Annotated in this window: 25 protein-coding genes and 2 tRNA genes; 7 read left to right on the top strand and 20 right to left on the bottom strand. The window is 65.2% G+C overall.

What is annotated here, in order from left to right; genetic code table 11:
• Positions 1 to 5: 5 nt before the first annotated feature.
• The 4 genes from QM612_RS09235 to QM612_RS09220 all read right to left on the bottom strand — a co-directional run bounded on the left by QM612_RS09235 (position 6) and on the right by QM612_RS09220 (position 8,301).
• Positions 6 to 1,910, bottom strand: coding sequence for a sialate O-acetylesterase (locus tag QM612_RS09235; RefSeq protein ID WP_415253602.1), 1,905 nt, complete (start codon positions 1,908 to 1,910; stop codon positions 6 to 8).
• Positions 1,907 to 4,087 carry a cellulase gene (locus QM612_RS09230; RefSeq protein WP_415253601.1) on the bottom strand — a complete coding sequence of 727 codons (2,181 nt, stop codon included), beginning with the start codon at positions 4,085 to 4,087 and terminating at the stop codon, positions 1,907 to 1,909. The genes QM612_RS09235 and QM612_RS09230 overlap by 4 nt, the downstream gene beginning before the upstream one ends.
• Positions 4,088 to 4,189: 102 nt before the next feature.
• Positions 4,190 to 7,138: a TonB-dependent receptor gene (locus QM612_RS09225; protein ID WP_415253600.1), complete on the bottom strand. Its 2,949-nt coding sequence runs from the start codon at positions 7,136 to 7,138 to the stop codon at positions 4,190 to 4,192.
• 191 nt (positions 7,139 to 7,329) lie between these two features.
• Positions 7,330 to 8,301: a LysR family transcriptional regulator gene (locus QM612_RS09220; protein WP_415253599.1), complete on the bottom strand. Its 972-nt coding sequence runs from the start codon at positions 8,299 to 8,301 to the stop codon at positions 7,330 to 7,332.
• A gap of 227 nt (positions 8,302 to 8,528) precedes the next feature.
• Here QM612_RS09220 and QM612_RS09215 point away from each other — a divergent pair, with 227 nt between their 5' ends.
• The 5 genes from QM612_RS09215 to QM612_RS09195 are packed head-to-tail and all read left to right on the top strand — an operon-like array spanning position 8,529 to position 12,873.
• Entirely contained in the window at positions 8,529 to 9,269 is a 741-nt protein-coding gene (locus QM612_RS09215) for an SDR family oxidoreductase (RefSeq protein WP_415253598.1), read from the top strand.
• Positions 9,269 to 9,898 carry a 2-dehydro-3-deoxy-6-phosphogalactonate aldolase gene (locus QM612_RS09210; protein WP_415253597.1) on the top strand — a complete coding sequence of 210 codons (630 nt, stop codon included), beginning with the start codon at positions 9,269 to 9,271 and terminating at the stop codon, positions 9,896 to 9,898. Before QM612_RS09215 ends, QM612_RS09210 begins: the two co-directional genes overlap by 1 nt.
• A complete protein-coding gene (gene dgoD, locus QM612_RS09205; RefSeq protein WP_415253596.1) occupies positions 9,895 to 11,046 on the top strand; it encodes a galactonate dehydratase in 1,152 nt (383 codons plus the stop codon). The genes QM612_RS09210 and dgoD overlap by 4 nt, the downstream gene beginning before the upstream one ends.
• A 13-nt stretch (positions 11,047 to 11,059) precedes the next feature.
• Positions 11,060 to 11,950 carry an SMP-30/gluconolactonase/LRE family protein gene (locus QM612_RS09200; protein ID WP_415253616.1) on the top strand — a complete coding sequence of 297 codons (891 nt, stop codon included), beginning with the start codon at positions 11,060 to 11,062 and terminating at the stop codon, positions 11,948 to 11,950.
• Complete coding sequence (locus tag QM612_RS09195) at positions 11,947 to 12,873, top strand: 2-dehydro-3-deoxygalactonokinase (protein ID WP_415253595.1); 927 nt, start codon at positions 11,947 to 11,949, stop codon at positions 12,871 to 12,873. Before QM612_RS09200 ends, QM612_RS09195 begins: the two co-directional genes overlap by 4 nt.
• On the opposite strand, the gene QM612_RS09190 is transcribed toward QM612_RS09195, so the two are convergent.
• Positions 12,858 to 14,165 (bottom strand): amidohydrolase, encoded by a 1,308-nt coding sequence (locus QM612_RS09190; protein ID WP_415253594.1) that lies wholly within the window; start codon positions 14,163 to 14,165, stop codon positions 12,858 to 12,860. The two genes, QM612_RS09195 and QM612_RS09190, sit on opposite strands and share 16 nt — an antisense overlap.
• A 120-nt stretch (positions 14,166 to 14,285) precedes the next feature.
• Between QM612_RS09190 and QM612_RS09185 the strand changes: the two genes are divergently transcribed.
• Positions 14,286 to 14,480 carry an oxidoreductase-like domain-containing protein gene (locus QM612_RS09185; RefSeq protein WP_415253593.1) on the top strand — a complete coding sequence of 65 codons (195 nt, stop codon included), beginning with the start codon at positions 14,286 to 14,288 and terminating at the stop codon, positions 14,478 to 14,480.
• Here QM612_RS09185 and crcB read toward each other — a convergent pair.
• From crcB to QM612_RS09165, 4 genes are all read right to left on the bottom strand, one after another.
• On the bottom strand, positions 14,477 to 14,869 hold the full coding sequence (crcB, locus tag QM612_RS09180; protein ID WP_415253592.1) for a fluoride efflux transporter CrcB: 393 nt from the start codon (positions 14,867 to 14,869) through the stop codon (positions 14,477 to 14,479). The genes QM612_RS09185 and crcB overlap by 4 nt on opposite strands.
• Entirely contained in the window at positions 14,869 to 16,230 is a 1,362-nt protein-coding gene (locus QM612_RS09175; RefSeq protein ID WP_415253591.1) for a replication-associated recombination protein A, read from the bottom strand. The genes crcB and QM612_RS09175 overlap by 1 nt, the downstream gene beginning before the upstream one ends.
• Before the next feature lie 115 nt (positions 16,231 to 16,345).
• Entirely contained in the window at positions 16,346 to 16,963 is a 618-nt protein-coding gene (gene lolA, locus QM612_RS09170) for an outer membrane lipoprotein chaperone LolA (RefSeq protein ID WP_415253590.1), read from the bottom strand.
• Positions 16,964 to 17,105: 142 nt separating this feature from the next.
• Positions 17,106 to 17,252: a hypothetical protein gene (locus tag QM612_RS09165; protein ID WP_415253589.1), complete on the bottom strand. Its 147-nt coding sequence runs from the start codon at positions 17,250 to 17,252 to the stop codon at positions 17,106 to 17,108.
• Between the two features lie 76 nt (positions 17,253 to 17,328).
• On the opposite strand from QM612_RS09165, the gene QM612_RS09160 reads away from it, so the two are divergent.
• Positions 17,329 to 17,403, top strand: a tRNA-Val gene (locus QM612_RS09160).
• Positions 17,404 to 17,448: 45 nt separating this feature from the next.
• Here the strand turns inward: QM612_RS09160 and cysN are convergent.
• From cysN to QM612_RS09105, 11 genes are all read right to left on the bottom strand, one after another.
• Complete coding sequence (gene cysN, locus QM612_RS09155; RefSeq protein ID WP_415253588.1) at positions 17,449 to 19,353, bottom strand: sulfate adenylyltransferase subunit CysN; 1,905 nt, start codon at positions 19,351 to 19,353, stop codon at positions 17,449 to 17,451.
• Complete coding sequence (cysD, locus tag QM612_RS09150; protein WP_415253587.1) at positions 19,353 to 20,258, bottom strand: sulfate adenylyltransferase subunit CysD; 906 nt, start codon at positions 20,256 to 20,258, stop codon at positions 19,353 to 19,355. Before cysD ends, cysN begins: the two co-directional genes overlap by 1 nt.
• A gap of 35 nt (positions 20,259 to 20,293) precedes the next feature.
• Positions 20,294 to 21,919 carry an FMN-binding glutamate synthase family protein gene (locus tag QM612_RS09145; RefSeq protein WP_415253586.1) on the bottom strand — a complete coding sequence of 542 codons (1,626 nt, stop codon included), beginning with the start codon at positions 21,917 to 21,919 and terminating at the stop codon, positions 20,294 to 20,296.
• Positions 21,920 to 22,048: 129 nt separating this feature from the next.
• A tRNA-Leu gene (locus tag QM612_RS09140) sits at positions 22,049 to 22,135 on the bottom strand.
• A gap of 390 nt (positions 22,136 to 22,525) precedes the next feature.
• On the bottom strand, positions 22,526 to 22,702 hold the full coding sequence (locus QM612_RS09135) for a hypothetical protein (protein ID WP_415253585.1): 177 nt from the start codon (positions 22,700 to 22,702) through the stop codon (positions 22,526 to 22,528).
• The gene (locus tag QM612_RS09130; RefSeq protein ID WP_415253584.1) at positions 22,699 to 23,298 is read right to left on the bottom strand and encodes a hypothetical protein; all 600 of its coding nucleotides are present in this window, start codon (positions 23,296 to 23,298) and stop codon (positions 22,699 to 22,701) included. Before QM612_RS09130 ends, QM612_RS09135 begins: the two co-directional genes overlap by 4 nt.
• Positions 23,295 to 24,116 (bottom strand): hypothetical protein, encoded by an 822-nt coding sequence (locus tag QM612_RS09125; protein ID WP_415253583.1) that lies wholly within the window; start codon positions 24,114 to 24,116, stop codon positions 23,295 to 23,297. Before QM612_RS09125 ends, QM612_RS09130 begins: the two co-directional genes overlap by 4 nt.
• A gap of 1 nt (position 24,117) precedes the next feature.
• On the bottom strand, positions 24,118 to 24,744 hold the full coding sequence (locus QM612_RS09120) for a hypothetical protein (protein WP_415253582.1): 627 nt from the start codon (positions 24,742 to 24,744) through the stop codon (positions 24,118 to 24,120).
• Between the two features lie 2 nt (positions 24,745 to 24,746).
• On the bottom strand, positions 24,747 to 25,019 hold the full coding sequence (locus QM612_RS09115) for a hypothetical protein (protein ID WP_415253581.1): 273 nt from the start codon (positions 25,017 to 25,019) through the stop codon (positions 24,747 to 24,749).
• 1 nt (position 25,020) lies between these two features.
• On the bottom strand, positions 25,021 to 25,542 hold the full coding sequence (locus QM612_RS09110) for a hypothetical protein (RefSeq protein WP_415253580.1): 522 nt from the start codon (positions 25,540 to 25,542) through the stop codon (positions 25,021 to 25,023).
• Positions 25,539 to 25,744 (bottom strand): hypothetical protein (locus QM612_RS09105; protein ID WP_415253579.1); only part of this gene is annotated, 206 nt, incomplete at its 5' end. The genes QM612_RS09105 and QM612_RS09110, both read right to left, overlap by 4 nt.

Below are 25,744 nucleotides of genomic sequence, written 5' to 3'. Positions count from 1 at the left end.
CGCCATCACCAATCGTCGCTGCGGAACGGCGAAGCCGGCAGGCCTTCGGCGTTGCCGAGGTTGGCGTCTGCGGCATCATCGCGCCAGCCATAACGCACCGCACGCGGCACGGGCACCGCGTCGCTGCGCACGATCACGGCATCGCCCTCGATGCGCGCACGCGCCGGATGGAACACGCGGTCATCGCCAGCCAACTCAAAGCCGCGCAATTCGCCGTCGCCACGCACCGCAAGGGCCGCACCGCCATTGTCGAACTGCACGCGCACGGCATCACCATCGAACTGCACGCCACGCTGCATCGGCCCGGCATGCACCAGCGACTCGCCATAGGCGACATGGCGCGCCGCCAATGCCAGACGCCTGCCCACGTCCTGCTTGTTGCGCGGATGAATGTCGTGACTGTCGCCGATGTCGATGCTCACCACCTGTGCGGTGGCCGGCAGCCGCAGCGCCGCTGTTTGCGATTCGCGCAGCAGCGCCCAGGGGCTGTCCGCCCCGCGATCCACCCCACTGCCAAAACTCGCCAGTTGCACCCACAAAAACGGCAGCGCAGGTGCCTGCCATTGCGTGCGCCACTGCCCGATCATCGACTGAAATTGATCGCGGTAATCACGCGCCGCCTGCAAGGCATAGGCATTGCTCTCGCCCTGATACCAGATCACCCCGCGCAAGCCATAGGGCTGCAACGGGTGGATCATCGCGTTGTACAGCAAGGTGGGGTGCTGGTTCTTGTCGTCCACCAGCGCCACTGTCACCCTGGCCGGGCGGAACTTCCACGTACCGGCCAGCACGCGCGCCGCACCGCCGTTTGGCTGCACGAACACCTCCTGCGGCTGGCCGTGGATGCCGCCACCGCCGCCGGTGTCTTCCACGCGCACGGCAATCGTATTGCGGCCCGCCCGCAACGCCGATGCCGGCACCGCATAAACACGCACCTGGTTGTACTGCATCCGGGTCTGCCCGACCTGCACGCCGTTGACCCAGGTGGTGTCGCTGTCGTCGATGCGGCCCACGCCTAGGCTCACGCCGGCGCGGGCTTCCTGCGCATTCAAATCGAACTCGGCGCGATACCAGGCGATGCCGTCCATCCCGTTCCAGCCGGCGCTTTCCCACAATGCCGGCACCGGCAGCTCGGCCCATGCGGAGGTGTCCAGCGTGGCCTGCGACCAGTCGCTGTCATCGACTGGCGTTGGCCAGCGCGCGGTGTTGGCCTGCGTCTGTCGCAGGGATTCACGGTCGCGCGCTTCCAGCATTGCGGCCTGCGCGGCGACGTCATCGGCGGACAATTTCAGCGTGGCCGCATCGGTCCAGGCTTCGATGTTGCTGCCGCCCCAGCTGCTGTCGATGATGCCGATGGGCACGCCCGTGCTCTTGCGCAGTTCACGCGCGAAAAAATGCGCGACGGCGGAAAAACTGCCGGCAACTTGCGGCGACGCTGCCTGCCATTGCCCACCGGCCAGTTGCCATTGCGGCTCGCCGGCCCATGATTTTGGAATCTTGAAATGGCGGATCAGCGGGTCGGTGGCGCGCTGGATTTCGGCCTCGGCATCGCGCGACTGCGCAATCGGCCATTCCATGTTCGACTGCCCCGACGCCAGCCACACGTCGCCCACCAGCACGTCGCGCACAACCTGTGTTTTTCCATCGTCCGTGATGCGCAGCTCGAACGGGCCACCGGCCGCATGCGGCGGCAACAGCACACGCCAGTTGCCGGCGGCGTCGGCGTTTGCCTTCGCCTTCCTGCCATCCAGGGTCACCCGCAGTTTCGCGCCCGGCGCGCTGCGGCCCCAGACCGGAATCGGCTGGTCGCGCTGCAGCACCATGCCATCGGCGAACACGCGCGGCAGTTCCGCTGCACGCAGCGGCAGCACCATGCCGGCAAGTACCAGAAATCCCAGCGCGCGCTTCATGGCGAATCCCCGTACCAGATACCGCGCCCTTCGGTGCCGAAATACACCCGGCCATGCACGCGCGGGTCACCGGTGACATGGCGGATCACGCCGCCGAAGCGCATCGCATCATTGTCGATGCGATGCCAGCGCTTGCCGCCGTTGTCGGAGCGATACAAGCCGGTCTTGCCGCCGACCTGCCCGTACACGAACAGCACCGGCGGCGCGCCGTCCTTCGCCGGCTTGCCCAAGCCGATGGAATAGGCGTTTTCGACACCCGGCAAGCGTTCCAGCTTGCCCGGCGACCAATGCAGCAGGCCGCGCCAAGAGGCGGCGATCCAGACTTCGCCGCTGCGCTGCGGATGCGGGCGCAACTCGGCGCGGAACCAGTCCCCGATCTCGCCGATGCTGCCCTGTGCCTGCTTGAACTCCACGCCGCCATTGCCGCTGACGTACAGGTTGCCGGTGATCGCATCGAAACCGTAGTAGATGCCCTCGTCAACCAGATCGGCCACCACCAGCGCCGTCTTCGGCAGGCCCTTCACCGCCTGCCAGCGCCCGCCGAAATCCGCCGTGATCCAGTGCCCACCGTTGCGCGGCTGCCAGATCGCGCGCTTGCCATCCGCCGCCAGCGCGATGTTCCCGCCGCCATCGCCTTGCGGCGGTTCAGTGGCGAATGCCGTCCAGTTGCGACCGCCATCCTTCGACCATGCCGCGCGCACGATACCGTTCGCGCCGCCATGGTAGTAACCGGTGCGCACCATGATGTTCGGTGCCTGCCCGGCCACCGCTAGGCTTTCGGTATTGGAATAACGCACGCCGGAAAAACGCGGCTGCGCCACGTCCAGGTTGTCATGCACGAAACCGTCGATGTCACCCAGCGCACTGACCAGATGCGCGCCTTCGGGCGGACTGACCAGCGCCAGTGGCACGGTTTCCTCGAAACCGCGCATCGGGAAGTCCCATTGCATCGCGCTGCCACTGTCGAACGCGCGGGCATTGCGCGACGCCAGCGCGCCATAGCCGGTGACGAACCACACGCGATCCGGGTCGAACGGGTCGATCTCGATGTCACCGATCCAGTGCGGGCGCGCACCCTGTGTCCATGGTGCGCTGGCCGAATCGAACTGCGCACCGTCGAACGTGGACTTCCAGTGCTTGCCGCCATCCACGCTGCGGAACACGTCATCACGCGGAACGTAGCGGTTGAACGTGCTGGCAACGATGACATCGGCATCGCGCGGGTCGGTCGCCACCGCGCCCCAGCCAAAACCGGCACCGCTCGGGTCGCTGGATTGCGGTACCGGCGTGATGTCGGCCCAGCTGCCATCCGCCGGATCGAAGCGCCACACCGCGCCGTTGTTCATCGTGTTCGGCCCCGGCTCGTCGCCGTAGCTCAGCAGCCAGCGGCCGCGCGCGTCGCGCACCATGTGGTTGGGGCGCAGGCCGGTGGGCTGGCCGGGCACGGCCTGCCAGTTCAGGCCACCGTCACTGGATTGATACAGCGAAGTCTCGCGCGTTGACACACCGGCATAGACCTTGCGCGCTTGCGCATCGAAGACGACGAAGGCGATGCCGATGGCTTGCGTGCCGTTCCAGACCTTCGCCGCCGCAGCCGGCGATTTGGCGATGGCCGGGAAAGCGCTTACCTCGCGCCAGTTTGCGCCGCTGTCATCGCTGCGCCACAGGCCATTGGCGCGGGTGCCGAACAGCAACACCCGGCCATCGTGCGGGTCCACCGCGAGCCGTTCGCCATTGCCGCGCCCTTGTTCATTGCCGCCCAGCTTGAATGGCAACGCGCTGCGCTGGAAGCTCGCGCCACGGTCGGACGAGCGCAGGATCGCGCCATTGCTGGCGTTGGCATTCAGATAGGTGCCAACGGCCAGGTACAGTTTGTCGGGATCGGAGGGATCAAGCGCCAGGCTTTCGATGCCGAAGCGGCCCTTGTCGTCCTCGCCCATCCAGTCGAGGATCGGCTGCCAGCGGTTTTCCGCCGGCACCCATCGATATGCGCCACCCATGTCGGTGCGCGCGTACAGCAGGCCTTTTTCATGCGGGTGGAACACCAGCCCGGTGACGAACCCGCCACCGCCGATGGCGACGTTCTTCCAGCGGTATGCAGCGAACTCTTCCTTTGCCGCCACAGCAGACGCCAGCAGCAACGCAAGGAAGGCAAATGTCAGGCGAAGCTTGCGCATCGGGTTTTCCGGCACGGCGTGAGGGCAGGCGCGCCATGCGTGGAGCACACCCGCGAAACGCCGGAAGGAGAGTAGCGGCCTCTCCCTCCGGCCATCTGGCGATCAGAACGTGAAACGGAACGTCGCTGCGTAGCGTCGATCGTTGACGTACCAGGAAGTGACATGGTTGCCGGCACCGTTCTGCCACATGATCGTGCGCTGTTCGGCGTTATTGAGATTGTTCATCTCCAGGCCGACCTGCACGTGGTCGTTGAACTTGTAGAAGATCGACCCGTCCAGCTGGCCGTAGCTGTCGCTGAATACCGGCAGCTTCCACGGGATCGCCACCCCGTTGTAGAGGTCGTTGCCGTTGTAGCCGTTCGAGCCAATCGACAGCAGGAACTGGCTGCGCCAGTTGTAGGCCAGGCGAATCTGCCACTTGTTCTTCTCGTAGAACGCGGCGATGTTGTACGAGTTCTTCGACAGCCCGTCCGCCGGCAGCGTGCCGAAGGTGGAACCGTCGGTGTCGATCGGATCCACGCCCGCGGCGTACGGGACGCGGGTCACGCTGTCGATGTAGGTGTAGTTGGCCGACATGCCGAAGCCGTCGAACGGCGCGGGCAGGAAGTCGAAGAACTGGTTCCAGCCGATCTCGGCACCGTCGATGCGCGCCGTGCCCACGTTCACAGGGCGGGTGATCAGGTAGTCGTAGTCGTTGCCGTCCGCGCCCGGATAGGTCACCAGCTCGGCCTGGCGGCGGAAATAGTCCTTGACGCCCTTGTGGAACAGGTTCACCCAGGCCATGCCGCCGTGGTCCGGGTCGAAGTACCACTCCAGCGACAGGTCGAACTGGTCGGCCTTCATCGGCGTCAGGTACGGGTTGTCATAGGAGCTGCCGGTCAGGTCCAGCTTGTCCAGCGGCACTGTGGTGGCACCGTCATCCGGCGTGTAACCGGACTTCACGTTGGCATTGAGGATCTGGTAGGCCTGCATGTCGCTGAAGTTCGGGCGCGCGATCGCCTTCGACGCGGCGAAGCGCACGATCAGGTCCTTCTTCGGTTCCCACTTCAGGTTGAAGCTGGGCAGCACGTCGGTGTAGGAATTGCGCGCGCTGATCGGTTCGGATTCGCCGGCGCCGAGGTATGACGCAAGCGCCAGGTTCGGATAGATGAGGTAGCCGCTGGCGGAGTTCTCGGTGCGCACCACGCGCACGCCCACGTTGCCTTCGAGCAAGACATCGTCCAGGCCGAAGTTGAGCATGGCGTATGCGGCGCGGGTCTTCTCGTTCTGGACGTTGCGGAAGGCCTCGTTGTCCAGCGATGTGCTGACAAACGGGCAGTACTGGCCGTACCCGCAACCGTTGATGTAGTACGGAACGGCGGCGTCGTGGATGTCCTTGTAGCTGGCCGGATACCCAAGCGCCGTGGCCAGGATCGGAGCGTAGAAGGTGCCGGGGGTATTGGCGTCGCCACGGTAGAAGTTCTGGAAGGTGTTGAGATGCACCAGGCTGGAATTGACGGTGCTGTTGAGGTCCAGGCCCGGCAGCGGCACCCCGCCCGGCAACGCCCACCACTGCATCCAGGTCTGGAACACCGGCTTCCAGTTGTAGCCGGTGTCGATGCTGGTGGCGTCGCGGTCGGTGGTGCGCACACCCACCTTGACCGAACGCACGAAGCCGCTGTCGAAGCTGTACTTGAGGTCGGCCCGCCACGCCAGCTCCTCGGCCACGTTGCGATCCTGGTGGTCCATGGTGAACCCCCAGTAGTAGTTCGCGGAGTTGCCGGTGAACTGGTCGTCGATGCCGATCAGCGGCCTGCCGCCGCTCAGGTCGATATCGATGTAGGGCACGTTGACGCCCAGCGACACGGTGGAGTCCAGGCTGTTGGTGCTGGCCTTGATGTATTGCAGCTCGGTGGACAGGTCGATGTGGTCGCTGACCACCCACTTGAAGCCAGCGGAGTAATCCGTGGTCTTGGACGCGCGGTTAGAGGCACGGATGTCGGTGCCCATCGGCACGCCGCCGTTCTGAGTCATGCGCCCGGACACGAACACGTCGCCGTTGAGCTCGTAGGGCTGGCTGGCATCCACCATCACCTGGGTGGGGTCGTTGGAGACGAAGATCGCGTCCTCGAACCAGAGTTCGTCGTACTTGCTCTGGAAGGCGGTGGCGAAGAACTCCATGTTGCTGTTGGGACGCCACTGGAACGCCGCATAGGCACCATTGCGCTCGCGCTCGTAATTCAATGTGCGCCAGTCTGCGCCACGCGGCAGCCACAGCGATTCATTGGTGCCGTCATCATTGACGTCGCTGTGGGCGGTATTGAAGAACGGCCGCACGAACATGCCATCGGTGCGGGTGGCCAGCTTCGAATGGGCGATGTCCACCAGGATGCCGAACTCACCGGCGTCGGTGGCCCAGCGATTGCTGTAGAGCACGGAGGCAGACGGCCTCAGCTTTTCGGCGAAGTCACCCTTGTTCACGCTCACCGACGCGCTTAGTTTCCTGTCCTTGAAGTCGAAAGGCATGAACGTGCGCAGGTTCACCGTGCCGCCCAGGCCACCTTCGATCATGTCGGCCTTCTGGTTCTTGAACACGTCCACGCCGCCCATCAGTTCGGATGGCACGTCGCCGAAGCTCAGGCTGCGGCCACCGGAAGCGGAGAAGCTGTCGCGGCCGTTGAGCTCGGAGCGCACCTGAGTCAGGCCGCGCACCTGCACGCCATTGCCTTCGGCGGAGAAATGCTCCGGATCGCCAGCGGACAGGAAGTGGTCGATGGTCACGCCGGGGATGCGCGACAGCGTCTCGGTGACGCTGCGGTCGGGCAATGCGCCGATGTCCAGTGCGGTCACCGAATCAACGAAGGTGTCGGCGTCACGCTTGATGTCCTGCGCCTTGTACACCGAACCGCGGATGCCGGTCACAACCACCTTGTCCAGGTCGGTTGCGCCGGTGGTGTCGGTGGTGTTGGCAGTGCTGTCCTGCGCGAACGCAGGTGCCGCCAGCATCATGGCGATGCTCGTGGCGATGATGGTGTGGCGCAGATTGCAAGCGGGGCGATAACGCATGGACATGGTCTTTCCCTCCCAGGAGACATGACAGCGTGACAGGACATGATAGTTGTGGCCGGACGGGCACGCCCGTCCGGAAATCCCGCGCAAGCCGTCGGGCGCGCATCAGGACGGGCGCAGCTTGACCACCGCTGTCATGCCATGCAAATAAAATAATCGCAACGACCTATCTTGTTTTGAAATACCTCGTTTCCTCAGTCGATCCGGGCATCCCCCGCCACCGGCGGATAGATCCGCCTTGCGGTCGAGCGCAGGGCCTGCAACATCCGCTCGGCACCCGGCGAAAGCAACTGGTCACGCCGTCGGACGATGCCGAAGGCCTCCATCCGCACCCCCAGTTCGATCGGCAATACCTGCATCTGCCCGGTTTGCAGATAGGGGCCGACCGACTCCTCAGGCAACGCTGCGAGCATATCGCTATGCCGAAGAAGATGGATGATGAGCGGCAAGGACGCGGTTTCCACGATGTCCTGCGGCAGCGGCAGCCCGTTTTCCAGGAAGGCGGCATGCAGGCGTGAGCGCAGCACGCTGGCCTCCGGCGGCATGATCCAGCCATGCTCGATCAGGTCGGCATGGGTCAGCCGCTCGCGCGTTGTCAGCGGATGGCCGGCGCGCACGATCACCGAATGCGGCTCGTCCGCCAGCGGCTCGAAGTCCAGCTCGGCCGCGCCTTCCGGGTCCATGATGCGGCCAATCACGATATCCAATTGCCCATCCAGCAGGCTGGCGACCAGCGGCCGGCTGTAGTCCATCTCCACCTTGATGAGGATGTCCGGGAACTCGCGCTTGACCTCGGCGATGGCCAGCGGCACCAGGGTGGTGGCGGGGTTGACCACGGTGCCGATCGCCACCTTGCCGATCCGCCCGCTGCGCAACGCGGCAATCTCGTCATGGGCGCGGCCAATCTCGGACAGGGCCGCGCGCGCGCGCCGGATCAGCACCTGCCCGTACCAGGTGGGCTCCACCCCGCGCGCATGCCGCTCGAACAACGGCACGCCCAGCAGCTGCTCCATTTCCGCCAGCAGCTTGGAGGCTGCCGGCTGGCTCATGTTGGCGGCTTCTGCGGCGCGCAATACCGATCGCTGCTCGTACAGGTGGAGCAGCAGCAGGAGATGGCGGGTCTTGAGGCGGGTTGCGCCAAACCAGCCGGTGGTGGGGTGGATCATGAGGCCTCCCTCTGCACACGTATTCTGTCAACGAATATATTATTTGAATAATTTCATTTGCAGTATATAGCTTGCCACGCGAGGCTTACGCCACGCTTCGGGCCCGGAAGGCCCGCGCCGCCAACCGGCGAAGGGCTCACGACGCGAAGCCAGGAGAAAGACGCAATGCTGCAGCCGTGCAAACCCGTTCACATCTTCGCCATACCGGCCACCGCAGGAAAGCTGCGATGAGTGGGCGGCTGGCAGGCAAGATCGCCATCGTCACCGGCGCGGCCAGCGGCATCGGTGCCGCGACGGCGCAGCTGTTCGCCCGCCATGGCGCGCAGGTCACCGGGCTGGATCGCGCGCAGGTGCAGGATGCCGCGCCGGGCATCGACCATCGCATCGCCGACATTACCGACGCCGCAGCGGTGGATGCCGCCGTGCAGGCCACCTTGCAGGCCCATGGCCGCATTGACGTGCTGGTCAACAACGCAGGCGCGGACGTGTTCGCCGAGCCGCAGGCCTTGTCCGATGCGGATTGGCAGCGCTGCATGGACCTGAACCTGCGCGGCGCGTGGCATGTCACCCGCGCTGTCCTGCCCGCCATGCTGGCGCAGGGTGCAGGCAGCATCGTCAACATCGCGTCCGTGCATGGGCACCGGATCATCCCCGGTGCGTTCCCCTACCCGGTCGCCAAACACGCATTGCTGGGCATGACCAAGGCGCTGGGCATCGAATACGCCGCACGCGGGATCCGGGTGAACTCGATCTCGCCCGGCCTGATCCTGGTGCCACGCATCGAGGCATGGTTCCAGCGCGAGCCCGAGCAGCGCGAACGCCAGACCCGGTTGCTGCCGCCCAAGCGCATCGGCACGCCGGAGGAAGTGGCGCATACCGCGCTGTTCCTTGCCAGCGACGAGGCGCGTTTCATCAATGCCACCGACATCCTGATCGACGGTGGCCGCTCGCAGGTGTATCACGACTGATGGTCACGCCAGCACCCAGCCTGCCGTTCCGCCTGCCGCTGATCGCGATCCTGCGCGGCATCACGCCTGCCGAGGTGCCCGCGCATGTGGGCGCACTGGTGGAAGAAGGCTACGACGCCATCGAGATCCCGACCAATTCGCCGGACTGGGCGCGCAGCGTGCGCAGCGCGGTGGACGCGTTTGGCGAGCGCGCGATGATCGGCGCGGGCACGGTGCTGACCAACGCGGATGCGGATGCGCTGGTGGACGCGGGTGGACGCCTGATGGTCACCCCCAACACCTGCCAGCCGGTGATCCGGCATGCGGTCAAGCGCGGCCTGCAGGTAGCCGCCGGCTTCGCCACCGCAAGCGAGGCCTTTGAAGCACTGGATGCCGGCGCGCAGATACTCAAGCTCTTCCCTGCCGCACTCTACGGCCCGGACATGGTGCGCAGCCTGCGCAGCGTGCTGCCGCCGGCGCCCATTTTCGCCGTCGGTGGCGTGACGCCCGAGGCCATCGCCAGTTACCTCTCCGCCGGCTGCGTGGGCGCGGGCATCGGCGGCGAACTCTACAAACCCGGCCAACCGGTCGAGCGCACGCGCGAACACGCGCGGCGTTTCCGTCAGGCCTATCTGGATCACACTGCATGAAGATCACCCGCATCAGCACCTTCCATGCCGCGCCGCGCTGGCTCTTCCTCAAGATGGAGACCGACGAGGGCGTGACCGGCTGGGGCGAACCCGTGATCGAAGGCCGCGCCAGCACGGTGGAAGCAGCCGTGCATGAACTGGCGGACTATCTGATCGGCCAGGATCCCGCGCGCATCAACGACCTGTGGCAGGTCCTGTATCGCGGTGGCTTCTATCGCGGTGGCGCGATCCTGATGAGCGCGATCGCCGGCATCGACCAGGCGCTGTGGGACATCAAGGGCAGGACCCTGGGCGTGCCGGTTCACACCTTGCTGGGCGGTTGCGTGCGTGACCGCATGAAGACCTACCGCTGGGTCGGTGGCGACCGTCCGGCGGACATCGTGGCGCAGATGCGCCAATACCGGGCGCAGGGCTTTGACACCTTCAAGTTCAACGGCACCGAGGAGCTGAAACTGATCGACAGCCCGCGCGCGGTGGATGCCGCCGTGGCGAAGGTGGCGCACATCCGCGAGGCACTGGGCGATACGGTCGATTTCGGCATCGACTTCCACGGCCGCGTCAGCGTGCCGATGGCGCGCGTGCTGCTGCACGAACTGGCTCCGTTCCGGCCGCTGTTCGTCGAGGAACCGGTGCTGGCCGAGCAATGGGAGCACTACCGCACGCTGGCCGATGCCACGCCCATCCCGCTTGCCGCCGGCGAGCGCATGTATTCGCGCACCGAGTTCAAGCCGGTGCTGGCCGCAGGTGGCCTGTCGATCCTGCAACCGGATCTGTCGCATGCCGGCGGCATCACCGAATGCGTGAAGATCGCCGCGATGGCCGAAGCCTTTGACGTGGCACTGGCCCCGCACTGCCCGCTTGGCCCGGTGGCGCTGGCCGCGTGCCTGCAGGTGGATTTCGTTTCCTACAACGCGATGCTCCAGGAACAGAGCATCGGCATCCATTACAACGAAGGCGCGGACCTGCTGGATTACGTGCTCAACAAGGAAGATTTCCGCTGCGACGACCAGGGCTGCATCGCCGCCCTGCCGAAACCGGGACTGGGCGTTGAAATCGACGAAGCCCGCCTGATCGAAGCCAGCAAGCAGCCGCCACGCTGGCGCAACCCGGTGTGGCGACACGCCGACGGCAGCGTGGCCGAGTGGTGACGTGATAACCACGATGTACGCAACGCTTGCCATCGACAGCCCCTGCACGCTGGGCGAAAGCATCCTGTGGTGCGAACGCCGGCGCGTGCTGTACTGGGCCGACATCATCGCCGCGCAACTGTGGCGGCACGACCCGGCCACCGGCGACACCCGCCACTGGCCGCTGCCCGCGTCATTGGGTTGCCTGGCCCTGGCCGAGGATGGCCGGCTGCTGCTGGGCCTGGCGAAAGGCCTTTATGCCAGCGACGTGGAAGCGCAACTGGATGCGCCGCAGCTGCTGCTTGAAAAACTGACCGATGTCGAGGCCGGTGATGCGCACACGCGCATCAACGATGGCCGCGCCGACCGCCATGGCGGCTTCGTGTTCGGCACCAAGAGCGAATGGCCGGATCGGCGTCGCGCTGGCCGCTTCTACCAGTTCACTGCCGCGCACGGCCTGCGCCAGCTGGCGCTGCCAGCTGCGGCGATTCCCAATTCGATCTGCTTCGATGCCAGCGGCACGCGGATGTATTTCTGCGATTCACTCGAACCGCGCATCCTGCATTGCGACTACGACGCGGCGACGGCGCAGGTGGCCGACGTGCGGACCTTCGTCGAACTGGACGCAGCCAATGCTTCGCCGGACGGCGCCATCATCGATGCCGAAGGCGCATTGTGGAACGCGCAATGGGGCGCGTGCCGGGTGGTGCGCTACCTGCCCGACGGCAGCATGAGCGCCATCGTGCAATTGCCCACGTCGCAACCCTCCTGCTGCACGCTGCAAGGCGACACGCTGTACATCAGCACCGCCCGTGACGAACTCGACCCGGCAGCGCTGGCAGCGCAGCCCCACGCCGGCAGCGTGTTTGCCTGCAAGCTTGACCGCGTGCTCGAGCGCGGCGAAGACCGGGTGCGGCTGCAATGATCGCCGTTGACTGGGGCAGCACCAACCTGCGCCTGTACCGCATGGACGGCGATGGCCGCGTGCGCGAACGCCGCCGCAGCGACCAGGGCGCACTGGCCTGCGCGGGCCGCTTCGGCGAAGTACTGGCCGCTGAAATCAGCGGCTGGGACGATACCGAAATCCTGCTGTGCGGCATGGTCGGCGCGCGTGGCGGCTGGCAGGAAGTGCCCTACCTCCCGTGCCCTGCCGGCAGCGACGAGCTGGCGCGCGGCATGCTGCGCCTTACGACGAAGGCCCTGCCCGGACGCGAGGCATGGATCGTGCCCGGCATGTGCGACATGACCTCCGACTCCGTGCCGGACGTGATGCGTGGCGAGGAAACCCAGCTGGTCGCACTGCTGGACGCACTGCCCAGCGGCACGCATCTGGTTTGCCTGCCGGGCACCCACAGCAAATGGGTCTGCCTGCGCGATGGCCGCATCGTGCGGATCGCCACCGCCATCACCGGTGAACTCTACGCATTGCTGCGCCATCAGAGCATCCTGGGCAAGCTGATGCCCGCCGAGGATGCCCGCTTCGACCCGCTGGCATTCGATGCCGGCATCAAGCGCAGCATGGAAACAGGCGGTCTGCTGCACCAGCTGTTCGGCGTGCGCACCACCGGCCTGTTCAAGCAATTCAGCGAAACCGCCCTGCCGTCTTACCTGTCAGGCCTGCTGATCGGCCACGAACTGCATACCGCCGCCCTGATCGCCGCGGATGCGCCGCCGCGCACGCCGCGCCCCGCGCAAGTGCATCTGGTGGGCAGCGACCGCCTGCTGGCCACATACGCGCACGCGCTGATCGCGCTGGGCATCGGCGTGCAACGGCACCCGGAAGATCTGGTCGCCAGCGGCCTGCACGCCCTGTGGAAGCGGCGCGCGGCACATCATTCGCGCAAATAATCCAGCGTCAGCTGCAGCATCGAGCGCAGGCCAACGTCGAGCGCGCCTTCGTCCAGATAGAACTCCGGCGAGTGGTTGCTGGGTGCGGTGGCGGCGTCCTGCCCCTTCGGGGTTGCGCCCACGAAGAAGAACAGGCCCGGCACTTCCCTGGCGTAATAGGCGAAGTCTTCCGCGCCCATGTTCAGGCCCGGATCGATGACGTTGTCGGCACCAACCACGGCCTGCAGGCTGGGCAGCAGCCTGGCGGTCAAAGCCGCATCGTTGGCCGTCACCGGGTTTCCGGTCGAGTCCGGCACCTTCGCAACCACGCTTGCGCCATGCGCGGCAGCCACATGTTTGGCGACGTTGTCGAGATCGGCAAACACCTGCTGGCGCATGCCGTCATCGAAGGTGCGGATGGTGCCGACCAGTTCCACTTCATCGGGAATGATGTTGTAGCGAATGCCGCCCTTGATCGCCCCGAAGGTCACCACCACCGGCAGCTTCGAAATGTTCTGCCGACGGCTGACGATGGTTTGCGCCGTGCCGACCACGTCGGCGGCGGCGACGATCGGGTCGATGCCGCCCCATGGCCGCGAGCCGTGCGTCTGCCGGCCCTTGACCACGATGTTGAAGCGGTCCGACGCCGCCATCAGCGGCCCGCCACGCACGCCGATCTGGCCGACGTTGAGCGTGGAGAACACGTGCAGGCCGAACACGGCTTCGGGCCTGAAATCACGGAAGATGCCCTGCGCCAGCATCTCGCTGGCACCGCCTTCCTCACCATCCGGCGCGCCTTCCTCGGCAGGCTGGAACACGAACAACACTTCGCCCGGCAACTGATCCTTCATCGCCACCAGCGCCTCGGCCACGCCCATCAGGATCGCAACATGCGCATCATGGCCGCAGGCATGCATCACGCCGACGGTTTCGCCACGGAACGTGCTGGTGGCCTTCGAGGCGAACGGCACATCCGCGCGTTCGGTGACCGGCAGCGCATCCATGTCGGCGCGCAGTGCGATGCGCGGGCCGGGCTTGCCGCCTTTCAATATCGCAGTGACACCCGTCGTGGCAATGCCGGTCTTCGGTTGCAGGCCAAGCTTGCGCAGGTGATCGGCGATCAGCTGCGCCGTGCGCGTTTCGCGATTGCCAAGTTCCGGATGCTGGTGGATGTCGCGCCGCCATGCCACCACCTTGCCCTGCAGGCGCTGTGCAGATGCCGCAACCTCGGGGCGTTGCGCATCCTGCGCGGCCACACCACAGGCCGAAGCCATCAGAATGCAGGACAGGAGCAGTTTCTTGCTTGCGTGCATGGCAGCTTCCCCGGTGGATGTGCAGCCATCCTAACCATTTCCGCTACCATGCCGCGACTGCACCTCGATCCGGATCGGCGGCAACGCGCAGCCCGACCGTGCGCGCGATAATCAGCGGACATGAGCACGCAGCTTGCCGACATCGATCCGCGCCCGATCCCGCCCGAAGCGCCGCTGCCGTCGGACTGCTGCGAAAGCGGCTGCGACCCCTGCGTGTTCGACAGCTACAGCGAAGAACTGGAGGCGTACCGGCAGGCGCTGGCAGCGTGGCGGCTGCGCCATCCAGATGCCGACGAACAGGCAGGCCGAAATTAACCGCGCAGCATGTCAGCCAGGCGCGCGCCGGCCCAGACCAGCAGGAAACCCGCCAGCAACGTGCCGCCGAGATAGGCCAGCAAGGCATCGTTGCGGCTCGCGCGCGTGAGCAGCAAGGTTTCCAGCATCAGCGCGGAAAACGTGGTCAGGCCGCCGATCACACCGACGATCAGGAACGCGCGCCAGTACAGCGCCGATGGCCCGCGACCTTCCAGCCACACCGCGATGAAACCGACCGCGAACGAGCCGATCAGGTTGGCCGCCAGCGTGCCCCACGGAATGCTGTTGCCGAACTGCCGCAGCATCGCGCCGCCCAGCCAGAACCGCCCCGCCGCGCCCAGTGCGCCGCCGAACATCACCAGCAACAATTGCTGCGGCCAGCTTCCCATCAACGCACGCCCCGCTGCTTGCACGCCTGCGCCCGCGCCTCGCGCAGTGCATCGAGTTTTTCCTTGAGTTTGATCTCAAGGCCACGCGCAACAGGTTGGTAATAGACGCGCTCGCCCATCTCGTCCGGGAAGGCGGTCTGGTCGAGGGCGATGCCGCCTTCGACATCGTGGTCGTACTGGTAACCCTCGCTGTAGCCCAGCGACTTCATCAATCGGGTGGGCGCATTGCGCAGGTGCATCGGCACCGGCTGCGTACCCAGCGCGGCGATGTCCGCACGCGCCGCGCGGAGTGCCATGTAGCTGGCGTTGGACTTGGCCGTACTGGCAAGGTAGATGGCTAGGTTGGACAGCGCGATATAGCCTTCCGGCGCACCGATGCGATCAAACGCATTCCAGACGTTGAGCGCCATTTCCAGCGCACGCGGATCGGCCAGCCCCACGTCCTCCACCGCCATGATGGTCATCCGCCGCAGCAGGTAGGACGGGTCGCAGCCGCCATCCAGCATGCGCGCCAGCCAGTAGATCGCACCGTCCGGGTTGGAACTGCGCACGGATTTGTGCAGCGCCGAGATCTGATCGTAGAACTGGTCGCCGCCCTTGTCGAAACGCCGGGTGCGGTCGGCCAATACCTGCAACAGGCTGGCTTCGGTGATCTCGCCGGCCTCGCCTTCTGCAATGTCGGCGGCGATTTCAAGCAAGGTCAGCGCACGGCGCACATCGCCATCGGCAGCAGTCGCCAGCTCGCGCAAGGCGCTATCGGCGATGCGGATACCACGCCCGCCAAGGCCGCGCTCCGCATCGTCCAGCGCACGCTGCAATGCGATGGCGATATCGTCCGCCGACACCGCTTCCATCACATGTACGCGGCAGCGCGACAGCAGCGCGGAGTTCAGTTCGAACGACGGGTTTTCGGTGGTCGCGCCGACAAACACAATCGTGCCGCGTTCGATATGCGGCAGGAAGGCATCCTGCTGCGCCTTGTTGAAGCGATGCACCTCATCGACGAACAGCACCGTCCGTCGCCCGCCATCGAAACGTGCCTGCGCCTGCGACAGCACTTCGCGCACCTGCGGCAGGCCGGACAGCACGGCGGAGATCGCCACGAACTCGGCATCGGCGTACTGCGCCAGCAGCAACGCCAACGTGGTCTTGCCGCAGCCGGGTGGCCCCCACAGGATCATCGAATGCACCCTGCCCGCTTCCACCGCGCGGCGCAGCGCCGAACCCGGTGCCAGCAGGCGGCGCTGGCCCACCATGTCGTCCAGCGCCCGTGGGCGCATGCGCTCGGCCAGCGGACGCAGTGCGTCGCTGCCGCCGCTCAGCAGGTCAAGGGGTTCGGAAGCCGTGCGAGAGACGGGCATTTGTTGATTCTATGCGTTTGCCCGTCATTCCCGCGAAGGCGGGAATCCATGAACGTTGCTGTTCAATGCATCAGTGCCCCTGGATTCCCGCTTTCGCGGGAATGACGAAAATGCATCAACCGCCGATCACATCCACGCCCTTGGCCGGCTTGAACACGAAGGTGTCCCTGGCAAACGCCGGGTTGCGCTTCCAGCCACTGAACGCGATCACGGTGCGCTGGCCCAGCGCATCGACGTATTCCATGCGCGCAAGCCCGGCTTTGGCAAAGCCCAGACGCGCGGTCTTGAAGGTGGCCTCTGCCTGCTTCGGGGCGATGTTCAACCACTCCACGCCATCCGCCTTGCCAGCTTCCTTGACGATGAAATCGCGGTCGAGTTTGGAAGGATCGAGCAGGATCGCCAGCGGGCTGTTGGCTTCTTCCTCGCCCTGCGGACGCCGGCTCACCTGCGCAAGATCGGGGTCATAAACCCACACCGTCTGGCCATCGGCCACGATCACCTGCGGATAGGGCTTGACGTATTCCCAGCGGAACAGGCGCGGCGCAGACACCGCCACCCGCCCGTTGCTGCTTTCCTTCTGCCTGCCGCGCGGGTCGAACACCTGCTGGCTGAACTGCCCGTCCAGCCCCTTCAGGCCCTTGGTGAAGCTGTTCAAATCATCGCGCGCACCGGCATGGGCAAAGCCCGCAGCCAGCAGCAGCGCAGCGGAAAAAGTGACGGTCGCGATCTTCATGCGGGTCTCCTGCAGCGTTGGCGAGGAGTGTGTCCGACGCAAGCTGAATGGGATGTTGGCGTGAATCACATACAGAGCATCGGGAGGAACGCGACGACGCATTGCGAGCGGCGGAGCGGACTCCCGGCGATCTATCTGTCCGTCAACCGGCGTGCGCTGATCCGCCGCGCAGACGACGGAAGAACGCCACCGCGCGCTCCTGCCTGCGCGTCAGCAGATACCAGCCGATGCACAGCAGCACGAACGCCACCAGCAGCAACGGAATCGGCGCGTCCAGACGCATCGCCATCGCTGCAGCAAACCCGCATGCCAAGGTGTAGATACTTGAACACCGCCGCCATTCATGTACAATGCGCGGCCCAACCGGGCGGTTAGCTCAGCGGTAGAGCATTGCCTTCACACGGCAAGGGTCGCAGGTTCGAACCCTGCACCGCCCACCAGATCAACGAAAGCCGGCCAATGGCCGGCTTTTTCGTATCCGCAGTTCAAAGATGGTGATCCGGGACGTCCAATCCCAGTGCGGCGATGACGCGATCCGCCAGTGCGACGGCGTCGCCATCTTCCGGGCGCAGGTGCAGTTCCGGGGCTTCCGGGGCTTCGTAGGGCGAGTCGATGCCGGTGAAATTGCGCAGTTCGCCGCGCCGGGCCTTGGCATACAGGCCCTTCACGTCGCGGCGCTCGGCTTCGGCCAGCGGGGTATCGACGAAGACTTCCAGGAAGTCGCCCTGCTCGAACAACGCGCGCGCCATGTCGCGCTCGGCGCGGAACGGGCTGATGAAGCTGACCAGCACGATCAGGCCCGCATCGGTCATCAGGCGCGCGACTTCGGCCACGCGGCGGATGTTCTCGACGCGATCCTCGTCGGTGAAGCCCAGATCCTTGTTCAGGCCATGACGCACGTTGTCGCCGTCCAGCACATAGGTGTGCTTGCCCAGCGCCAGCAATTTCTTCTCGACCAGATTGGCGATCGTCGATTTGCCGGCACCGGACAGGCCGGTGAACCACAGGCAGCGCGGCTGCTGGTGCTTGATCCGCGCGCGCGCGGCCTTGTCCACGTCCAGATGCTGCCAGTGGATATTGCCGGCGCGACGCAGGGCGAAGTCCAGCGTGCCGGCAGCGACGGTGGCATTGGTCTGGCGGTCGATCAGGATGAAGCCACCCAGCGCGCGATTCTCGGCATACGGGGCAAACGGCACCGGCTGGTCGAGATGCAGGTTGCAGTACGCCACCTCGTTCAGCTCCAGCGACTTGGCGGCAAGCTGCTCCTGCGTGTTGACGTCGATCTTGTGCTTGATCTCGGTGACCGACACGCCCACGGTGCGCGCGCCGATCTTCAGCAGGTAGGGCCGGCCCGGCAACAGGCGCTCATCGCCCATCCACAGCAGATGCGCGGCGAACTGGTCAGCGACTTCCGGTGGGTTGGACGCTGCGGCAATCACGTCGCCACGGCTGGCATCCACCTCATCCGCCAGCGTGATGGTCACTGCCTGTCCTTCGATGGCGGCTGGCAGGTCGCCATCGGCGGTGACGATCCGCGCCACCGTGGAACGGCGTGCCGACGGCAGCACGATCACGGCATCGCCCGGCGCGATGCGACCCGCCACCACGGTGCCGGCGAAGCCACGGAAATCCTGGTTGGGCCGGCACACCCATTGCACCGGCATGCGGAAGCCGGCAGCGGCATCGGCCTGCGCGACCGGCACCGTTTCCAGATGCTCCAGCAAGGTCGGGCCTGCGTACCACGGCATCGCCGCCGAGCGTTCGATCATGTTGTCGCCGCGCAGCGCGGACAGCGGGATGCATTCGACATGGTCGATGCCGAGTTGCGCTGCAAGCGCGCGGTACTCGCCCGCAATGGCATCGAAGGTGGCCTGATCGAAGCCGACCAGATCCATCTTGTTCACCGCCAGCAAGACGCGGCGGATGCCGAGCAGTTGCACGATGTAGCTATGCCGGCGCGTCTGCGTCAGCAGGCCCTTGCGCGCATCGACCAGAACCACGGCGAGGTCGGCGGTGGAAGCGCCGGTGGCCATGTTGCGGGTGTACTGCTCGTGGCCGGGGCAATCGGCAACGATGAATTTGCGCCGCTCGGTGCCGAAGAAACGGTAGGCAACGTCTATCGTGATGCCTTGCTCGCGCTCGGCGACCAGCCCATCCACCAGCAGGGCGAAGTCGATCTCGCCGTTCTGGGTGCCGTGACGGCGGCTGTCGGCTTCCAGCGCTGCGACTTGATCGTCCAGCAGCAGCTTGGTGTCATGCAGCAGGCGACCAATCAGGGTGCTCTTGCCATCGTCCACGCTGCCGCAGGTGATGAAGCGCAGCAGGCCCTTGTCCTCGTGCTGCTGCAGGTAGGCGGCAACCTGCGCGTTGGCGTCGTTGTGCAGGCTCATCAGAAATAGCCCTCCTGCTTCTTTTTTTCCATCGAAGCGGAAGGATCGTGGTCGATCACCCTGCCCTGCCGTTCCGAAGTGGTGGCGACGAGCATCTCGGCGATGATTTTTTCCAGCGTGTCGGCCTGGGATTCGATGGCACCGGTCAGCGGATAGCAGCCCAGCGTGCGGAAACGCACGCGCCTGGTCATCGGCGTTTCCCCATCGCGCAGCGGCAGGCGCTCGTCATCGACAAGGATCAGCGCGCCATCGCGTTCCACCACCGGGCGCTGCGCGGCGAAGTACAGCGACGGCACCGGGATCTTCTCGCGGTAGATGTAAAGCCACACGTCCAGCTCGGTCCAGTTGGACAGCGGGAACGCACGCACCGACTCACCCTTGTGGATGCGGGCGTTGTACAGGTTCCACAGCTCGGGGCGCTGGGTCTTCGGGTCCCAGCGGTGCTGGGCATTGCGGAAGCTGAAGATGCGCTCCTTGGCACGTGACTTTTCCTCGTCGCGGCGCGCACCGCCGATGGCGGCATCGAAACCGCCCGCATCCAGCGCCTGCTTCAGCGCCTGCGTCTTCATCACGTCGGTATGCACGGTGGCACCGTGGCTGATCGGGCCGATACCCTGTGCCACGCCGTCGGGATTCATGTGTACGCGCAGCTCGGCACCGGTTTCCGCCGCGCGGCGGTCGCGGAAGGCGATCATCTCGCGGAACTTCCAGCCGGTATCCACATGCAGCAGCGGGATTGGCGGACGCGCGGGATAAAACGCCTTCAGCAGCAGGTGCAGCAGCACGGAGCTGTCCTTGCCGATGGAATACAGCATCACCGGGTTGCGGAACTCCGCCGCAACCTCGCGCAGGATGTGGATGCTCTCGGCTTCGAGGCGATCAAGATGGGACAGCGAAACGTTCAAGTGCGGACAAGCGTTGGGCCAGGCCGCACAGGGTATCAAGCCGACTTGCCGCTGCGCAGGCGCATGACATGCTCAGGTGGCATGAAGGCATCGCTGCGAGCGGCTTGCCAGAAGTCCTGGAACACGGCGTGCTCCGGAATGCGCCCGTCCAGCAGTTCGCCCGGACGCAGGAAGCGGTACAGCGCCGCCAGCGAACGCACTTCGGTGGGCGAGACGCGGCGCAGGATGTGTTCCGGCCCCAGTTGGTCGGGATGCTCCAGCCCGGCGGCGCACAGCAGGTCGCACAGCGTGTGCAATGTATTGCGATGGAACTCCGCCACGCGGCTGGCCTTGTCCGGCACGACCAGCTTCTTCCAGCGCGCCGGGTTCTGGGTGGCGATGCCGGTCGGGCAGCGGTCGGTATGGCAACTCATCGACTGGATGCAGCCCAGCGCGAACATGTAGCCACGCGCGGCATTGCACCAGTCCGCGCCCATCGCCAGCGTGCGCGCGATGTCAAAGGCGCTGACCACCTTGCCTGCTGCGCCGATGCGGATGCGCTCGCGCAGGCCAAGGCCGACCAGCGTGTTGTGTACCAGCATCAGGCCTTCGTGCATCGGCACGCCAACGTGATCGATGAACTCCGCAGGCGCAGCGCCGGTGCCGCCTTCCGCACCATCGACCACGATGAAATCGGGCAGGATTCCACTTTCGTGCATCGCCTTGGCGATGCCGAACCATTCCCACGGATGGCCGATGGCCAGCTTGAAACCGGTGGGCTTGCCGCCCGACAGTTCGCGCAGCCTGTCCACGAAACGCAGCAGGCCCAGCGGCGAATCGAAGGCCGAATGCCGTGCGGGCGACACGCAATCCACGCCCATCGGCACGCCGCGCGTGGCCGCGATTTCCGCGCTGACCTTGGGTGCCGGCAGCACACCGCCATGGCCTGGCTTGGCACCCTGCGACAGTTTCACCTCGATCATCTTCACCTGCGCATCGCTGGCCTGCGCGGTGAAGCGTTGCTCGCTGAAGCTGCCATCATCATTGCGGCAACCGAAGTAGCCGGAGCCAAGCTCCCACACCAGGTCGCCGCCGGCTTCGCGATGATAGGGCGAAATCGAGCCTTCGCCGGTGTCGTGGTAGAAGCCGCCCCGCTTCGCACCCGCGTTGAGAGCACGCACCGCCGCCGCCGACAGCGCGCCGAAGCTCATCGCCGAGATGTTGAACACGCTGGCCGAATAGGGCTGCGCCCGCTCCGCGCCAATCACGATGCGGAAATCGGCATCGTCCACCTTGCTGGGCAGCATCGAATGATTGATCCATTCGTAATCGATGCCATAGACGTCGCGCTGGGTGCCGAACGGGCGCACGTCGTTGACGCGCTTGGCACGCTGATAGACCAGCGCACGCTGCTGGCGCGAGAACGGCACTTCGGCCAGATCGGATTCGATGAAGTACTGGCGGATCTCCGGGCCGATGGATTCCAGCCCGTAGCGAAAATGCGCAAGCAGCGGGTAGTTGCGCCGCAGGGTGCTCTTGCGTTGCAGCAGGTCGATGGTGCCCAGCACGGCCAGCGCGCCGAAGATCGCCACGCCCCACCACCAGCCGGGCATGTGCATCGCAAGAAGGAGGGACAGGACGGCCAGCACGATGCTGGCGATGTAGGCGCTGTAGCGGGACACGGCGTCTCCTGCGGCGGCGTGGAGATGGTGCCCGGAGTGGGGGTCGAACCGCGCCGCGACTGGCTACACGTTGCACTTCACTGCAACGCGCCGCCGCGCGCCATGGAGACCCAACTGCGAGCTGTTTGCTGGTGCCCGGAGTCGGGATCGAACCGACATGGTGTTGCCACCGAGGGATTTTAAGTCCCTTGCGTTTACCAGTTTCGCCATCCGGGCTTGCGGTGGAAGCTTAACGCGAAGGCTTCCGAAGGCGTAATGCGCGAAAGCGAACGTGATGTGGAGGCGTGCCGGAGACAATCGGCGGCACGGATGCCGCCGATTAGCCTACATGGACGTACTTGCGGCGTGTCGCCGGTACGCCTACCCGTCACGGTTGCACGCGATGACCCAACATCGCCCAAAGAAAAATCCCGCCGAAGCGGGGCTTTCGATTTCCCATCGGAAGATGGAGGCCGAGGTCGGAATTGAACCGGCGTACGCGGATTTGCAGTCCGAATTGGATTTGAGCAAATAGGCTGCCGGCCACCCGATTGTATTTCCGCGTTTAGTGAAATTACTAACGGCCAATAACAAGCTGTGACGCGGGGCTGTGTGCGAATGCGGAACCTACAACCACCGCGCCCACCACGGCCTGTCCTCGGGCTGCCTCGCCGCTCGCTCCACGGCCACGAGGTCAGCATCGCGGGTGTACAGCGCCGGCACTAGCCGGCCCGTGTTCGGGTGCCGGATGACGCGGAAGCGGTAGTGCTTCGCTTCGCCGAACTTGCGGTACCTGTTTCTCATGATTCCTCGCTCCAACCAAATGCTCCCGGTTCCCAGATGTTGTTCCCTGCGCCGTCTGCTTGACTGACCCGCCATGTCTTGCCGGCGTGCGTGCAGACCTCTGGCTGACCGGTAAACGGGTCGAGCAGCTTGTAGGCGTCCAGCGCGTCCATCGGCTGTACCCACGGCTCTGCGACACCGGGCCGGCGGGCGCGGCGGATCAGTGCCGGGTACGTGCTGGGGTGATCGGCAAAGACTGCCGTGTCGTATGGCTGGATGCACCACCACAAGCTGTCGTCGCTGTAGCGGTAGAGCGTGCCGGCGGTGAGCGTGCCGGCGTAGGCCGGGGCTTGGCTACCCCACTGCGCGCCCTGTGCTTCGATGAGCGCCTTGGTGCGCTGCCCGGGATCGCCCTCGCTGTTGTCGATGACGACGCCCGGAAGCGCAGCGATGGCGGCTTGCAGCGCAGCATCGGGCCACGCATGCAGCGCTGCATGACTTGGGCGACCAAGCGCATAGCTGGTGACGCTGAAATTGCCGGGGCCGAAGCCTTGCGCTTCCAGCGCCGCATTCGCAACGATCAGGCCGGCAGCGGGAATGATGGCAACGATGCTCATGCAACTTCTCCCAGCCACGCATCGACAAGATCAATCAGAGTTGCATCCGGCGGTGATGCAACCGCAGCGATCAGCGCACGCTTGAGCTTGTAGTTAGCGTTGTAGCCCCAGTTCAGTGGATCGTGGCCCATGTAGACCGGCGTGTTGGGGAGCGCAGTGGCCGGAATAGAACCCTGCGTGGCGACGAAGTTCGCGCCCTGCCATCTGCCGTACAACGCGCTGGCTAGCGCAGGGGCGTTGCGTCTTGAGACAGCAACCATCTGTTGCTGCGCAAGCACAACCGCGAGTTCTTTTCCGGCAGACATATAGTCTGCTCGGGTAGCGACGACGATACCGCTTGACGAACGCCCAAAAAAGGCTATGGATGGGTTTGCCTGCCACGGCAACCCAGAGTGCGTGAAGTATGGCGGGTAGTTTGCGGTTGTGCTCAGCGGCTCGAACAGCGCGGCAGCGATCACGCACTGCGCCGCCGACAGGTCGATGCTTGGGGTGACAAGCTTATCGTCGATGCCGTCGAACAGCAGGCCCGCAGCGATACGCTGCGGTCGCTTCGCAGAAGCGGCTTGCACCGCGTGTTTGCCGTTCCCCGACAGGTCATCCATACGCCCCACAGGGTCAAGCACGCCTGCCGGGGTGGTGCCTGCTGTGTCTTGCCAGAGTGCGTCGGCACGCAGTGCATCCCACATGCCGCCCATCTCGCCGTTGGAGAACAGGGCAGTGCGGAGTTGATCGGTGAGTGATGGGGCGGGCGCACTACCACCCCCGCCTTCGGTAAGCGCACGGCAGATCGGCTGGATGATCGGGCGGGTGATGTTCATGTCAGGAAATCCGGATCATCAGGGCAGAGCCATTGCGGTACATTCCGCCGACAGCAACGCCAGCAACGGCAGCAGCGGCGTCATCAACAGCGTCAGTGAGTGCAGGAAGTGAAGCCTTGAATGCATCAACGCGCGCGTCAGCGCGCGCGTCGGTGAAGTAGAGATTTGCCGCGCCTTCGGCGAGGTCGTCAGTCGTGGCGGCACTACTGCCCGTTTTCCTGCCCTTCGTGTCGAAGGCGGTTTTCAGCAATGCGCCGCCGCCGGCATCCGGGACTTCGGCCAGCGCCAGCGCAGGATTGCCCGCTGCGCCATTGCCGTTCGCAAGCGTCAGATCGGCAACATCAACAACCAGCGCCCGCGTCACGCTCGTTCCTGCGCCAGTCACGACATACAGGCCGGTCGTGTTCGTTGCGCCAAGCGCCGTGACATTCGGCGGCGTCTCCATGATCGTGCGCCAGTACGTCACGCTTCCCGCGCCAGACTGCGCACCTTGGAAATCCGATGCCTGCACCAACGCGCCACTCGGCCAGCGAAGATCGACGCCGAACGTTGCACCGATGGTTGCGCCGTCCTCAACAACCACAGACGCAAGCGGGTTATTCCACTTCGGGACGCGATGCCTGCCCATCGTCAGCCCTGATCGGCTCCGATGGCATGCTCGGATGGCCGCTTGGTGGCGCGGTACTCACCCGCCCCTTCCACAACAAGCGCCGGCACTTCGCGCGTCAGGCGACCCACGGCCAGCCAGTGACCGCCGCTTGTCTTGCGCTCAATGGAAATCCAGTCAGAGCCAATGTCCTTGTAATCTGCCTTGATCGCCACCGGAACAGGTGTATCCGTCACGGTGAAGGCGGCGCTTGATCCCGCAGCAGTCGTCGGCGCAAGCAGTTCGGTTGTTGCCATGTCAGTCTCCCGGTTGTTCGTAGCAGGCGTTCAGCAGGGTCTGCGCCTGATTCAATCGATGGATGGCAAGGGCATAGGTCGCGTCCCACTGCCCGCCGTATCCAACAATTCGCCCGATAGCGTCTGCTCGGCCTTGAGTGATGGGCTGATCCCTTCCAGCAGGTTCGGAGCCTTTCCCGGCAGCGGTGGCCGGACATTGATCCCGCCAGACCTCGCGCACCCGCACAGTCCCGGCAGCAACAGCAGCCCCAACAGCATTCCCTCGCGCATACGCATCATTGACCCCCTTCTGATAGGCCGCTTGGTCGGCCAATGCCTTGTCGCTGTAAGCAATGCGCGCCGCTACTGCCTTGTCGGCGGCAACGCGCGTCTTTTCCGCAATCTCGGCCAGCGTGGCCGCATGCGTCGCCTTCAATTCGGCAATCTCGCCCGCATCCAGTTTGGCTTGCCACCGGCAGCCGCCGAACACCAGCAGGGATGCGATCAACACCGGCCAGAATGCGCGCAGCAGCAGGGCGTTCATTCCGGCACCTCGATGTTGTGTTTCCGCAACTCAAACTCCAAGCGCATCATGCGCATGGTCAGTTCGTACACCTTTTCTTCCGCCTGCCGTCTCGCATCGCGCTCTTGGTCTAGCCCTGTTTCCAGCGAAATCAGGCGCGATTCCTGCGCATTGATCCGGTCACCAAGCTGGGTGACCAGCGTGTCGTAAGTCCTGCCCTCGG

Origin of the sequence: Thermomonas sp. (assembly GCF_047606765.1) — a bacterium.
In the GTDB taxonomy this organism is placed as follows: domain Bacteria; phylum Pseudomonadota; class Gammaproteobacteria; order Xanthomonadales; family Xanthomonadaceae; genus Thermomonas.
Note: the sequence above shows the minus strand (reverse complement) of the source record. Positions and strands in the feature narration are given on the sequence as shown.